Genomic DNA, 13,215 nt, shown 5'->3' on the forward strand with positions numbered 1-13,215 from the left:
ATTGGTAATGATGGAAAGAAGAGTGCCAATTACAGTTGAAGAGGCTGTTCGTAAAGTGATGGCATTTGCTAATTGTGGTGTAAAAGAACTAGTACCACTGGAATTAGCATACGGACGTACGTTAGCAGACGATATAGTAGCGGATCACGATGTTCCTTCCTTCGATCGCTCGCCATATGATGGATTTGCTATTAGGGCAGAAGATACTTTACGAGCAAGTCGTGAGAATCCGATCGTATTTGAAGTAATTGGTGAAATTGGAGCAGGTTCCGTATTTCCTACAGAAGTAGGAGCGTTTCAAGCAGTTCGAATTATGACAGGGGCACAAATTCCGAAAGGATGTAACGCGGTCGTCATGCTAGAACTGACTCGTCATCGTCAATATGAGAATATCGGAAAAAGCTATATGGAAGTGAGACGCTCATTTAAAGAAGGGGACAATATATCCTTTCAAGGTGAAGACGCACGTAAAGGAACCGTTCTCGCAAAAAGGGGTTGCTACATTAATCCAGGTATTTCTGCTCTTCTTGCTACATTCGGTTATAGTGAAGTGCCAGTAGCGAAAAAGCCCATAATTGGACTATTAGCGACTGGGAGTGAACTTCTCGATGTAAATGAAGAACTACAACCTGGGAAAATCCGAAATAGTAATACGTATATGATATCGTCTCAAATTCGAAGAGCAGGTGGAAGAGTAAAATACTTTGGGAAGTTTAGTGACGATTTGAATACGTGCTACGAGGCAGTGAAAAAAGCGTTAAGCGAAGTGGATATGTTAATTACAACTGGTGGTGTTTCGGTAGGCGACTATGACTATTTGCCAGCTATATACGAACAGTTAGGTGCGTCGGTTCTTTTTAATAAAGTAGCCATGCGGCCGGGAAGTGTCACGACTGTAGCGCGATTAAACGAAAAATTATTATTCGGATTATCAGGTAATCCATCTGCTTGTTACGTAGGCTTTGAATTATTCGTAAGATCTAGCATTCGTGCGTATATGTTTAGCGAAACACCACATGTAAAACGAGAAAAAGCAATGCTCGGAGAAGACTTTCTAAAACCTAATCCATTTACAAGATTTGTACGAGGTAAGCTTCAGTATAACGAAGGACAACTAATCGCTTATCCATCAGGATTTGATAAATCTAGTTCCGTTTCTTCATTAGCAGAATCAAACATTTTTATCGTCCTACAGGGTGGAACGAGAGGATATAAGAAAGGGATGTTTGTAGACGTTCTTTTATTAGAAGATAACGAAGGTAGTGAATGGCCTTGGACATTCCGTAAAGTGGGGAGAGGTTTTGATGGGACAAGCACGATTTGAAATTGTCGATAATCCGATTGTAGTTGAAGAAGTAACGAATAAAGTAGCAAGACGAGAAGCAGGAGCAATTACAACTTTTATTGGAACAGTAAGGGAATTAACGAAAGGAAAACGAACGTTACATCTTGAGTATGAAGCATATAAACCGATGGCGGTAAAAAAGCTTACTGCAATTGGAGAAGAAATTAAGAAACAGTGGCCGGATGCAAAAATAGCAATCACGCACCGAGTAGGCCGACTAGAAATAATGGATATCGCCGTTGTCATTGTAGTATCGTCGCCACATCGTAAAGTGGCATATGAAGCGAATGAATACGCAATTGAACGTATAAAGAAAATCGTCCCAATTTGGAAAAAAGAATTTTGGGAAGATGGAACGGAGTGGATTGGAGATCAACTCGAAAGCACTCCATATCCAGAAGGAAAACCAAAGAAAGAAGAATGAGAAGATGATAACAATTTTACTGTTCGCCAATTTACGAGAAGAAGTAGGCTCAGAGAGATTAGTAATAATAGAAAAGCGAGAGATGAATGTTCATCAATTGAAAAAATGCCTGAAAGATAACTATCAATTACAGACGCTAGATAAAGCTATGGTAGCAATTAATGAAGAATTTGTAACGGACGAAGATATTGTAAGAGTTGGAGATACTGTCGCGTTTATCCCACCTGTAAGTGGAGGTTAATTCTTTCTATTAGAGTATCAATTTTTTCATATGTTAAGGAGGATCATTATGAGTGAATTTTCGCATTGGAATGAAGAGGGAAGAGCAAAAATGGTTGATATTTCTCAAAAAGACATTTCAACACGCACAGCTATTGCGCAAAGTACAATTTCTTTATCAAATGAACTATTTGAAGCAATTCAAAGTGGCGGATTGAAAAAAGGAGATCCGCTCCAAGTAGCGCAAGTTGCTGGCATAATCGGTGCTAAAAAAACAGCGGATATAATCCCGATGTGTCACCCGATATTAATCCAAGGAACGGACTTTACGTTCCATTATGAAAAGACAACTGATGGCTATGAGCTAATCATACGAGCGACAGTAAAATGCAGCGGGAAAACAGGTGTAGAAATGGAAGCATTAACTGCTGTATCAATCGCCGCCCTTACTTTTTACGATATGTGTAAAGCTGTTGATAAAACGATGGTCATGAAAGAAACATATTTAGTTCAAAAAACAGGTGGGAAAAGCGGAGATTTTTTTCACAAGGTAAATAATTAAAATGGAAGGAATGTGTATGATGATTACTCACGAACAGATTATGAACGCTTTAAGCCATGTAGAAGATCCAGAGTTACACAAAAGTATTGTGGAATTAAACATGGTAAGAAATATACAAATTGATGGTACAGAAGTTGGGCTAGAAGTAGTTTTAACGATACAAGGTTGTCCGTTGAAAGCAAAAATTCAACAAGATATTGAAGAATCTCTTCGAAATATTGGGGCATCAAAAGTTTCTTTAACATTCGGCTCAATGACACCAGAAGAACGCGCGGCATTAACAGCGTCTTTAAAGAAAGAGGCTAGAACAGAAACAGGTATGCCTAGTATGTTGCGACCTGATTCAGGTGTACGTTTTATTACAGTAACGAGCGGAAAAGGGGGAGTCGGAAAATCAACTGTGACGATTAACCTTGCTACTGCTTTAGCGCGTATGGGCAAAAAGGTTGGAATTTTAGATGCAGACATATATGGATTTAGTATCCCGGCAATGATGGAAACGAATGAAAAGCCAACAATGATCGATCAAACCGCAATTCCAGTCGTTAGTCACGGTGTTAAAATTATGTCGATGGGATTCTTCACAGAAGGAAATAACCCCGTTATGTGGCGCGGACCGATGTTAAATAAATGGATTCAAAACTTCCTTGCGAATACCCACTGGGGAGAACTAGACTATCTTCTTCTCGATTTACCACCTGGAACAGGAGACGTTGCGATAGATGTCGCTGCAATGATTCCACAAGCGAAGGAAATTATCGTTACAACGCCTCATAACGTAGCTTCATTTGTCGCGTCTAGAGTAGGAGTAATGGCAAAACATACGAAACACGATATTTTAGGTATCGTTGAAAATATGGCATATTACGAAGAACAAGATGGTTCAAGAAACTATCTCTTCGGAAAAGGTGGCGGCGAAATGTTAGCAGAACAACTGCAAACAGAAGTAATCGCCCAAATACCTTTTGCGAAACGTGAAGAAAATAAAGGCTCATGTGTATATGACGAAGATTCGCTTGTTGGGGAGATTTTTACTTCTTTAGCTGAGGATCTAATTTATAAAGGATAGGTTGATATTAAAAGTGGGATACATAGCAGGTATGTATCTCCTTTTTATTTTTTATGGAGTTATTTGTGGAATTTGATTTGCTTGAAACCATAGTAAGTGCAACATGCATACGTCTTTCGTGCGCCTCGATGCTTAAAACATTCGTGCCAATACGCATAATAGACACTTCTTATAGATCTATATATCCGGTGTTTTAGAGCTAATAAACGGCTATGAAGAGAAAAAAGGTCTTATGCTCACTGTATCTTTTTGTTTTAATAAATGGGACGAGGAAAAAATAAGCATTGACCACTTCTAAGTATGGATAGAGCTTCTCTTTAAGCTAAAAAGAAAGCTTTTAATCTATTTATACAGAAAAAACAAACCTCTCCGCAAGCGGAGAGGCTCATTCATGATGCTAAATCAAATGGCTTATTGTAATAATTTAGAAACCATTTGAGGAGTTTGGTTTGCTTGAGAAAGCATGCTGATTCCAGCTTCGTTCAAGATTTTGAACTTAGTCATTTCAGACATTTCTTTCGCCATGTCAGCGTCTTCGATTTGAGAAGCAGCTGAAGCCATAGAAGAAGATTGGCTCTTCAGGTTGTTTACGTTAAAGTCAAGACGGTTTAATGTAGCACCAAGAGTTGCACGGTTAGATGCGATTGTATCTAATGCAGCATCAATCGATTTAATTGCATCAGAAGCGTTTGGTGAAGATTTTGTAATATCACCTGCTTTAATCATTGTAGCAGGTGCAAAAGTAGTACCGATTGCTTGAGCCTTTGCAAGATCCGGAGCTTCTTCATATGCTTTAATTTTATCCTCAACAGCCTTAACATCTGTGTCAGACATGAAACCTTTAACTTTGTCAAATGCTGTTTTAAAGTTATCAACTGCAGTTTTAATTTCTGCAGGAGTTGATGCAACAACAACAGGAGGTCCTGTCGCACCTGCTTTTAATCCACCTAATCCAGTTGTTGCTGCATCTTTTGCTGCATCAATTTCTGTTTTAGCTGCTGCAAGTTGTTCAGTTGTAATTGTAATTGTTTTATTGCCAGATCCCTCAATAGATAATTTATCAATATTTAAAGATTTAGTAGATGAATCAGCTAGATTAATATTGATTTGTTTCGTTGTATCAGCGTTATCTAGAGTTTGGATAGCAATAGATTTGTTATCGCCATTTAATAATTTCTTATCGTTAAACTCTGTGTTTTTAGAAATATAATCAATTTGTTCTTTTAATGCAGAAAATTCTTTATCTAATGCTTTTTGGTTATCACTAGTATTCGTACCGTTCGCAGATTGGTTAGCGATGTCACGCATACGAAGTAAGATGTTAGATACAGAGTTTAAAGCTGAGTCAGCTGTACGGATTAAAGACATACCGTCTTGTGTGTTGTTAGCTGCTACTCCTAAACCGTTTTCACGAGCACGCATACGAGTTGCGATTGCAAGACCTGCTGCATCGTCAGAAGCGTTGTTGATACGTTTACCGCTTGATAAACGGTCCATAGCGTTGCTCATTTTTGTTTGGTTTTGGCGCATGTACTCTTGAGTACGCATGCTATTAATGTTTGTATTAATTCTCATGTTAAGAACCCCCATTTTTTTATATTGACTTTTCTGCAAATCTAAAAACGGTAATATGCGAAAAAATCGATTTCGAGATTTATTGTAAGCCTTGCTATAACGGGTGTCAACTAAAAATTCGAATTAATAAATATAAAAAAATAACAGTTTAACAATATATTCATTTTTTTATTAAAATATTATTAAAAGGATTATTGCAAACTTTTTTAAAAAACTCTAATATTAGATTATCTTTGTTTACCGAAAAGGTGATATTATGGTAGTTGGAAATATAGTAAAAGAAGTTCTTGCATATAAAAAAGGACAAATGCAACAAAAGTTAAGTAGTCCGCAGGCGTTCGTTAGTAGCCGTTTTCAAGATCAATTGCAGAGTGAACCTGCGAAGGAGACGAAGGTTACTCCGCAAACGGCAAAAGTAGAAGATATGAGTCAGCCGGTACAATCTACGAAAATAGAAACGGTTGTTAATAAACCAGAAGAATCTATTAATAAAGTAGAGGAAGCGAGTAAGCCTGAGGAAAAAGCTGAAACGAAGCAAGTAGATGAAGTGCAAGTTGCACAAAAAGAGTTTGAACGACGTTTCCCCGAAACGAAAAATGAGTCTGCTGATACGTGGGGATTAACGAATAAATATAATATTCAGAAAATACGTTCTTCGAATGAAGGTAAGTATGAGGATATTATTGATCGCGTAAGTAATACATATGGAATTCCGAAAACGTTAATTCAAAAAATGATTGAAGTAGAGTCTAATTTTAATCCGAAAACGGTGTCACATGCAGGGGCGATGGGGCTGATGCAGCTTATGCCAGCGAATGTGAAAGAGATGGGTGTAAAAAATCCCTTTTCACCAGCTGAAAGTATTGAAGGCGGTGTGAAAGAGTTAAGCGGTTATTTAAAGAAAAATAACGGTGACTTAGTATTGGCGCTTGCTTCTTATAATGCTGGCCCTGGTAATGTGAGAAAGTACGGAGGCGTACCACCATTTAAAGAAACGCAAGGATATATTAAAAAAATATTAAATATCGACGTTTCAAAATAAGAAATTTCATATATAGAGAGAACATGAAATTTTCGTGAACATGATATGGGAGTTGGCTAGATTTGAAATTACAAGATGATATTCCGTTAACAATTTATTTTGAAATCGGAAATACGAAAAAGAAAATTGAAGATCTGCTTCATATTACGAAAGGTACATTGTATCGTCTTGAAAATTCAACGAAAAATACGGTGCGTCTTATGCTTGAGAATGAAGAGATTGGAACCGGAAAGATTTTGACGAAGAATGGGAAAATGTACGTTGAAATCGTTGAATTGAAAAGGTAGGGAAGGGGATTGTCATGAGTGGCGAAAAATTAAGCCAAGAGCAAATTGATGCCCTGCTGAAGGCGGTGAATGAAGGCGAGGAAATGCCAGCTTTCGCACAAGAAGCAGGGAAGCAAGATAAATTTCAAGAGTATGATTTTAATAGACCAGAGAAGTTTGGTGTTGAGCATTTACGTAGTTTACAAGCAATTGCGTCTACATTTGGAAAGCAGACGTCACAGACGTTGTCAGCGCGTATGCGTATTCCGATTGAACTCGAGCCTTCGACTGTTGAGCAAGTTCCATTTACGAGTGAGTATGTAGAGAAAATGCCGAAAGATTATTATTTATATTGCGTTATTGATCTCGGTTTACCAGAGCTTGGAGAAATTGTTATTGAGATTGATTTAGCGTTCGTCATTTATATTCATGAATGCTGGCTTGGCGGAGATAGTAAGCGTAACTTTACGATGCGCAGACCGCTAACGGCGTTTGAGTTTTTAACGCTTGATAATATATTCTTGCTTCTTTGTAAAAATTTAGAGCAATCATTTGAAAGCGTTGTTGCGATTGAACCGAAGTTTGTAACGACGGAGACAGATCCGAATGCGCTGAAGATTACGACGGCGAGCGATATTATTTCATTATTGAACGTAAATATGAAAACAGAGTTTTGGAATACGACAGTTCGTATTGGTATTCCGTTCTTATCTGTTGAAGAAATTATGGATAAGTTAACGTCTGAAAATATTGTCGAACATTCTTCGGATAAGCGTAAAAAGTATACGTCTGAAGTAGAAGTGAAAGTAAATCAATTGTACAAGCCTGTTCACGTTGCGGTTGGTGAGCAGAAGATGACAATGGGCGAGATTGAGCAAATTGAAGAAGGCGATATTATTCCGCTTCATACAAAGGTTTCAGACCAACTACGTGGTTATGTAGATGGAAAGCATAAATTTAATTGTTTTATCGGGAAAGATGGAACGCGTAAGGCGCTCCTATTTAAAAGTTTTATAGAGTAGGAGGATCCATATGAAGCATGAAGTATCTCCTGTGTCATTAATGGGATTAGAAGAATTTGCAGGGAAGCGAAATGAAGCGGGGAAGGCACATATTGATACCGTTTCAGACATTTCGATTGAACTTGGAGTAAAGCTTGGGAAGTCATCTATTACGCTTGGTGATGTGAAGCAGTTAAAAGTTGGCGATGTTCTTGAAGTAGAGAAAAATTTAGGACATAAAGTAGATGTATATTTAAGTGATATGAAAGTCGGTATTGGTGAGGCAATCGTAATGGACGAGAAATTCGGCATTATTATTTCTGAAATTGAAGCTGATAAGAAACATGCAGCGCTTATGAAGGCACAAAATCAAATGCAGGATAAAGAGTAGAGGAGGAGTCATATGTCGTATATGACGACCTTATTTCAAGTCGTTTTACTGTTTGGTGCGCTCGGCTATGGTGCATATTATATGACGAAAAAGACGCGCAAACAGCAGTTTTTTAAGCAAGGTGAAAATGGACACATTCAAGTGAAAGACGGTGTTTATTTAAATCATCAAACGAGCGCCTTTTTATTTGAAGTGGACGGAAAGCAAGTGTTCACTGTTATTAGTAATAACGGTGTACAATCTGTGCAGTTAACAGGAACAGGAAATCAGTTTCAACAAGCGTTAGAAGACGCGGTGAAGAGTGAAACGAAAAAAGTAGAGGATCCATCATGAGAATAAAGAAACAGTTATCGTTATTTGCCGTTATTTTCGCATTTTCTATTATTTTTTCATTTGTTTTTGTAAATCCAGCGTATGCAGCCCCGAACGGCTTTATTAATTTCGAAAATGGAAAAGAGTTTACGAGTAATTCAAGTGTACAACTATTCGCGCTCGTTACCCTTCTATCATTATCTTCTTCTATCGTTCTTTTATTTACGCATTTTACTTATTTTATGATTGTTCTTGGGATTACTCGTCAAGGGCTTGGGGTTATGAATTTACCACCGAACCAAGTGCTTGTTGGACTCGCATTATTTTTATCGCTGTTTACAATGCAGCCAGTGCTTGGTCAATTAAAGAGTGATGTGTGGGACCCGATGACGAAAGAAAAAATAACAGTAAGTCAAGCTGCGGAGACGACAGCTCCGATTATGAAAGGTTATATGTCGAAGCATACGTATAAGCATGATTTGAAAATGATGCTGAAAGTGCGTGGAGAAGAGTTGCCGAAAGATTTAAAGGATCTTTCATTGTTTACGCTTGTGCCATCCTTTACGTTAACGCAAATTCAAAAGGGGTTACTTACAGGGATGTTCATTTATTTAGCGTTTGTCTTTATTGATTTAATTATTAGTACACTTTTAATGTACCTTGGGATGATGATGGTACCGCCGATGATTTTAAGTTTACCATTTAAAATACTCGTTTTCGTATATTTAGGTGGATATACAAAAATCGTCGATATTATGTTTAAGACGGTCGCCTGAAGCGTTTGATGCTATGTGATAGGAGTCATATAAATGAATACGTCACCAATTATAGATATTTTCCAAACCTTTTTTTATAAAGGGGTTATGATTTTAATGCCGATTGCCGTTGTAAGTATGATTGTCGTTATTATTATCGCGGTTATTATGGCGATGATGCAAATTCAAGAGCAAACGTTGACGTTTTTACCGAAAATGGCGAGTATTGTGCTCGTTATTATCATTTTAGGTCCGTGGATGTTTCAAGAGTTAACGATGCTTATTTTAGATTTATTTGATAAAATCCCATCGCTATTGCGTTCGTACTAAGATAGGTGAACTGAAATGAATATGGAATTATGGGCGGCGACGTTTTTTGCGTTTTGTCGCATTACTTCATTTTTATATTTTCTACCGTTTTTCTCAGGTCGATCAATTCCGGCGATGGCAAAGGTTACATTTGGACTCGCTCTTTCGATTACAGTGGCAGATCAAGTGGATGTCTCTCACATAAAGACAGTTTGGGATGTAGCAGCTTATGCAGCAACGCAAATTGTAATTGGATTATCACTTTCAAAAATTGTAGAGATGCTGTGGAACATTCCGAAAATGGCAGGGCATATTTTAGACTTTGATATCGGTTTATCACAGGCAAGTTTATTTGATGTAAATGCAGGATCACAGTCTACTTTACTATCAACAATTTTTGATATATTTTTTCTTATTATTTTTATTTCACTGGGCGGCATTAACTATTTCGTTGCCACGATTTTAAAGTCGTTTCAATATACAGAGGCGATTTCAAAATTGTTGACGACTAGTTTTTTAGATAGTCTACTCGCAACGTTATTATTTGCAATTACATCAGCGGTTGAAATTGCTTTGCCACTTATGGGCAGTCTATTCATTATTAATTTCGTCCTTATTTTAATCGCAAAAAATGCACCGCAATTAAACGTTTTTATGAATGCGTACGTAATTAAAATAACGTGTGGTATTTTGTTTATTGCGATGAGTGTACCGATGCTCGGTTATGTGTTTAAAAATATGACAGACGTATTACTGGAAGAGTATACGAAACTATTTAACTTTTTCTTAACGAAGTAGGGGGACGCGCATGGCAAAGGATAATAAAACAGAAAAGGCCACCCCGCAGAAGCGTAAAAAATCGCGTGAAGAAGGGAATATCGCCCGGAGTAAAGATTTAAATAATTTATTTTCCATTCTTGTATTAGCAGTTGTCGTTTACTTCTTCGGAGATTGGCTCGGTTTTGAGATTGCGAATTCCGTAGCGGTACTGTTTAATCAAATTGGAAAAAATACAGATTCGACCGAGTATTTTTATTTAATGGGCATATTACTTCTGAAAGTATCAGCTCCTATATTAATACTCGTATACGCTTTTCATTTATTCAATTATATGATTCAAGTCGGTTTCTTATTTTCTTCTAAAGTACTTAAGCCGAAAGCATCACGTATTAATCCGAAAAACTATTTTACGAGATTGTTTAGTCGTAAAAGTTTAGTAGATATTTTGAAATCACTATTTTATATGGGATTAATCGGTTACGTTTCGTACGTTCTCTTTAAAAAGAATTTAGAGAAAATCGTTAGTATGATTGGATTTAACTGGACAGCGTCACTTACTGAAATTATTAGCCAAATTAAATTTATCTTTTTAGCCATTTTAATTATTTTAATCGTTCTTTCTATTATTGATTTCATTTATCAAAAATGGGAGTACGAACAAGATATTAAAATGAAAAAAGAAGAAGTGAAAAGGGAGCATAAAGATAATGAAGGGGACCCGCAAGTAAAGGGGAAACGAAAAAACTTTATGCATGCTATCTTGCAAGGGACAATTGCGAAGAAGATGGATGGCGCAACGTTTATTGTGAACAACCCGACGCACATTTCAGTTGTGCTTCGTTACAATAAACAAGTTGATGCAGCGCCTATTGTCGTTGCAAAAGGGGAAGATGAGCTCGCATTATATATACGAACGCTTGCCCGTGAACAAGAAATACCAATGGTAGAGAACCGTCCGCTCGCTCGTTCTTTATATTATCAAGTCGAGGAAGACAGGGCGATTCCAGAAGATTTATATGTAGCTGTAATTGAAGTTATGCGCTATTTAATTCAAACGAAAGAACTTGAAGTATAATAGCGCGTTTGGAGGGGATCTCTTTGTTTAAGATGGATTCTGCAAGAACCTATTTTTCTATCTTTTTAGCAGCGTCATTCGTTGTGGCGCTCTTAATTCCACTTCCACCATTTATACTTGATATCGTTATCGTTTTTCTACTAAGTATGTCAGTGCTTATTTATATGCGAGCTACAAGTATTAACGAGTGGGATGAATTAAAGTCATTTCCGACGATGTTGTTATTAATCGGGATTTTCCGCGTATCGATTAACGTTTCGACGACGCGAGCGATTTTAACAGACGGAAATGCGGGTCATGTTATTGAAGAGTTCGGCCAGTTCGTAATTGGCGGGAACTTATTAATTGGTATCGTTATTTTTATAGTATTAATCATATTCCAGTTTATCGTTGCAAACGGTGCGTCTCGTACAGCTGAAGTAGCAGCTCGTTTTACACTTGATTCTTTACCAGGGAAACAAATGTCTATCGATGCTGATTTGAATCAGCGTCTTATTACAGAAAAAGATGCACAGGCGAAACGAAAAAAATTAAATATGGAAACAGAGTTTTACGGAGCGATGGATGGTGCCGGAAAGTTCATTAAAGGGGACGTTATTTTCGGGATTGTCATTTTATTCGTAAACATTATTTTCGGTTTAATTGTCGGTATGATGCAGCAAGGAATGAGCTTTGCAGATGCGGCTATTCACTATACACAGTTAACTGTCGGTGACGGAATTGTAAACCAAATCGGTTCGTTAATGCTTGCGATTTCAACAGGTATTATCGTAACGCGAGTATTTGACGGTTCATCTGATACAGTAACTGAAGGAATCTTTAAAGAGTTATTAGCGCATGAAGTTGTTGTATATGCACTCGGTGGCTTATTTATCGCAATGGGTGTTTTTACACCGTTACCATTTCTACCCTTTGCTCTCGTTGGAGGCACGATTGTTTTCTTAGGAGTTCGTAATAAAAAGCGAATAAAGAAAGAAAAAGAAGACGAGCTTCAAAAAGAATTAGAAATGATTCAAGGCGATGAAGAGCAACTGCAACAAGTGGAAGATTCATTCGGCGTCTTTACAGATAAATATCCAATTATCGTAGAGCTCGGTTTAGATTTAGCGGCACTTGTAAAGCAGAAGATTAACGGGGAAACAGCTCGTGATAAAGTTGTTCTTATGAGGAAGTCGATTATTACCGACCTTGGTATTAACGTTCCGGGAATTAACTTTAAAGATAATACGAGCTTTAGACCACGCGGACGTTACATTATTCGTATTAAAGGTGCGAAGGCGGCTGAAGGTGTTTTAAAATCAGGTTATTTACTAGCACTGAAAACACCGAACGTAATGGCTGATTTAGATGCAGAACCAGCGAAAGATCCAATTTTCGGTGAAGATGGATATTGGATTTTGGAGCATATGGTACAAGATGCACAAATGAAGGGCTATCAAGTGTTAGAGCCGCTTAGCATTTTAATTACGCATTTAGATGTTGTCGTTAGACGTAATCTTCATGAGTTAATTCAGCGTCAACATGTGAAAGACTTGATTAACTCGCTTGAAACTGATAATGGCGTTTTACTAGAAGAAATTAAGAAGAAAGAAATCGATTTATCACTCGTGCAAAATGTTATTAAACAACTTCTGAAAGAAGGAATTTCAATCCGTGATTTACCAACAATTATTGAAGGTATTATTGACGGGAAAGAAATTTATCAAAACCATGTTGATGGTGTCACTGTATTTGTTCGTGAATGTATTTCAAAAGTTATTTGTGAGAGTGCGAAAAATCCTGATGGAAAAATTTATGCGGCACTCTTCGCTGACTCGCTTGAGTTAGATGCGGATGTTGTTAATAATTCATACCAAGGTTATTTATTAAACTGGGATTTAGATTTAGAAACGCGAGTAGTAGAGCAAGTACAGCGCGTTTTCAAACAAGCTCGTTTAATGGGAAGAGAGCCAGTATTATTAACACGCAGAAAAGATTTCAGGTTTGCGATTGTGAGACTTCTTGAACGTTATCAAATAGAAGCTAAAGTATTATGTATTAGTGAATTAGCACCAGAAATTGTTGTAGATCAAATTGCTTATATTGAATAG

At 37.3% G+C, this 13,215-nt stretch carries 16 protein-coding genes; 15 read left to right on the plus strand and 1 reads right to left on the minus strand.

Annotation, left to right across the window (positions count from 1 at the left end; all coding sequences use genetic code 11):
* Window positions 1-10 precede the first annotated feature (10 nt).
* The 5 genes from MKY70_RS08785 to MKY70_RS08805 are packed head-to-tail and all read left to right on the plus strand — an operon-like array spanning window position 11 to window position 3,619.
* A complete protein-coding gene (locus tag MKY70_RS08785; RefSeq protein WP_341026368.1) occupies window positions 11-1,324 on the plus strand; it encodes a molybdopterin molybdotransferase MoeA in 1,314 nt (437 codons plus the stop codon).
* The gene (locus tag MKY70_RS08790) at window positions 1,305-1,769 is read left to right on the plus strand and encodes a molybdenum cofactor biosynthesis protein MoaE (protein ID WP_341023974.1); all 465 of its coding nucleotides are present in this window, start codon (window positions 1,305-1,307) and stop codon (window positions 1,767-1,769) included. Before MKY70_RS08785 ends, MKY70_RS08790 begins: the two co-directional genes overlap by 20 nt.
* Window positions 1,770-1,773: 4 nt before the next feature.
* Window positions 1,774-2,010: a molybdopterin converting factor subunit 1 gene (moaD, locus tag MKY70_RS08795; RefSeq protein ID WP_341023977.1), complete on the plus strand. Its 237-nt coding sequence runs from the start codon at window positions 1,774-1,776 to the stop codon at window positions 2,008-2,010.
* 48 nt (window positions 2,011-2,058) lie between these two features.
* Entirely contained in the window at window positions 2,059-2,550 is a 492-nt protein-coding gene (gene moaC / locus MKY70_RS08800; protein WP_341023979.1) for a cyclic pyranopterin monophosphate synthase MoaC, read from the plus strand.
* Between the two features lie 16 nt (window positions 2,551-2,566).
* Window positions 2,567-3,619, plus strand: coding sequence for a P-loop NTPase (locus tag MKY70_RS08805; RefSeq protein ID WP_341023981.1), 1,053 nt, complete (start codon window positions 2,567-2,569; stop codon window positions 3,617-3,619).
* A 411-nt stretch (window positions 3,620-4,030) separates the two neighbouring features.
* Here MKY70_RS08805 and MKY70_RS08810 read toward each other — a convergent pair whose 3' ends face one another.
* Window positions 4,031-5,194 (minus strand): flagellin N-terminal helical domain-containing protein, encoded by a 1,164-nt coding sequence (locus MKY70_RS08810; RefSeq protein WP_088031625.1) that lies wholly within the window; start codon window positions 5,192-5,194, stop codon window positions 4,031-4,033.
* 256 nt (window positions 5,195-5,450) lie between these two features.
* Between MKY70_RS08810 and MKY70_RS08815 the strand changes: the two genes are divergently transcribed.
* The 10 genes from MKY70_RS08815 (at window position 5,451) to flhA (ending at window position 13,215) form a co-directional block, all read left to right on the plus strand.
* Complete coding sequence (locus tag MKY70_RS08815) at window positions 5,451-6,236, plus strand: lytic transglycosylase domain-containing protein (protein ID WP_341023982.1); 786 nt, start codon at window positions 5,451-5,453, stop codon at window positions 6,234-6,236.
* Window positions 6,237-6,298: 62 nt separating this feature from the next.
* Window positions 6,299-6,523, plus strand: a complete 225-nt coding sequence (locus tag MKY70_RS08820; RefSeq protein WP_000775712.1) for a flagellar motor switch protein FliN — start codon at window positions 6,299-6,301, stop codon at window positions 6,521-6,523.
* Window positions 6,524-6,537: 14 nt separating this feature from the next.
* Window positions 6,538-7,524: a flagellar motor switch protein FliM gene (fliM, locus tag MKY70_RS08825; protein ID WP_341023985.1), complete on the plus strand. Its 987-nt coding sequence runs from the start codon at window positions 6,538-6,540 to the stop codon at window positions 7,522-7,524.
* Window positions 7,525-7,534: 10 nt separating this feature from the next.
* Window positions 7,535-7,894: a flagellar motor switch protein FliN gene (gene fliN / locus MKY70_RS08830; protein WP_002011996.1), complete on the plus strand. Its 360-nt coding sequence runs from the start codon at window positions 7,535-7,537 to the stop codon at window positions 7,892-7,894.
* Between the two features lie 12 nt (window positions 7,895-7,906).
* On the plus strand, window positions 7,907-8,227 hold the full coding sequence (locus MKY70_RS08835; RefSeq protein ID WP_000121176.1) for a hypothetical protein: 321 nt from the start codon (window positions 7,907-7,909) through the stop codon (window positions 8,225-8,227).
* Window positions 8,224-8,982, plus strand: a complete 759-nt coding sequence (locus tag MKY70_RS08840) for a flagellar type III secretion system pore protein FliP (protein WP_341023987.1) — start codon at window positions 8,224-8,226, stop codon at window positions 8,980-8,982. Before MKY70_RS08835 ends, MKY70_RS08840 begins: the two co-directional genes overlap by 4 nt.
* A 33-nt stretch (window positions 8,983-9,015) precedes the next feature.
* A complete protein-coding gene (locus MKY70_RS08845; protein ID WP_002011993.1) occupies window positions 9,016-9,291 on the plus strand; it encodes a flagellar biosynthetic protein FliQ in 276 nt (91 codons plus the stop codon).
* A 15-nt stretch (window positions 9,292-9,306) separates the two neighbouring features.
* Window positions 9,307-10,068: a flagellar biosynthetic protein FliR gene (locus tag MKY70_RS08850; RefSeq protein WP_001055695.1), complete on the plus strand. Its 762-nt coding sequence runs from the start codon at window positions 9,307-9,309 to the stop codon at window positions 10,066-10,068.
* Between the two features lie 10 nt (window positions 10,069-10,078).
* Window positions 10,079-11,125, plus strand: a complete 1,047-nt coding sequence (gene flhB / locus MKY70_RS08855; protein ID WP_341023989.1) for a flagellar type III secretion system protein FlhB — start codon at window positions 10,079-10,081, stop codon at window positions 11,123-11,125.
* Window positions 11,126-11,148: 23 nt separating this feature from the next.
* Complete coding sequence (gene flhA, locus MKY70_RS08860; protein ID WP_341023990.1) at window positions 11,149-13,215, plus strand: flagellar biosynthesis protein FlhA; 2,067 nt, start codon at window positions 11,149-11,151, stop codon at window positions 13,213-13,215.

This window comes from Bacillus sp. FSL R9-9492 (assembly GCF_038007365.1).
GTDB classification, from domain to species: Bacteria; Bacillota; Bacilli; order Bacillales; family Bacillaceae_G; genus Bacillus_A; species Bacillus_A mycoides.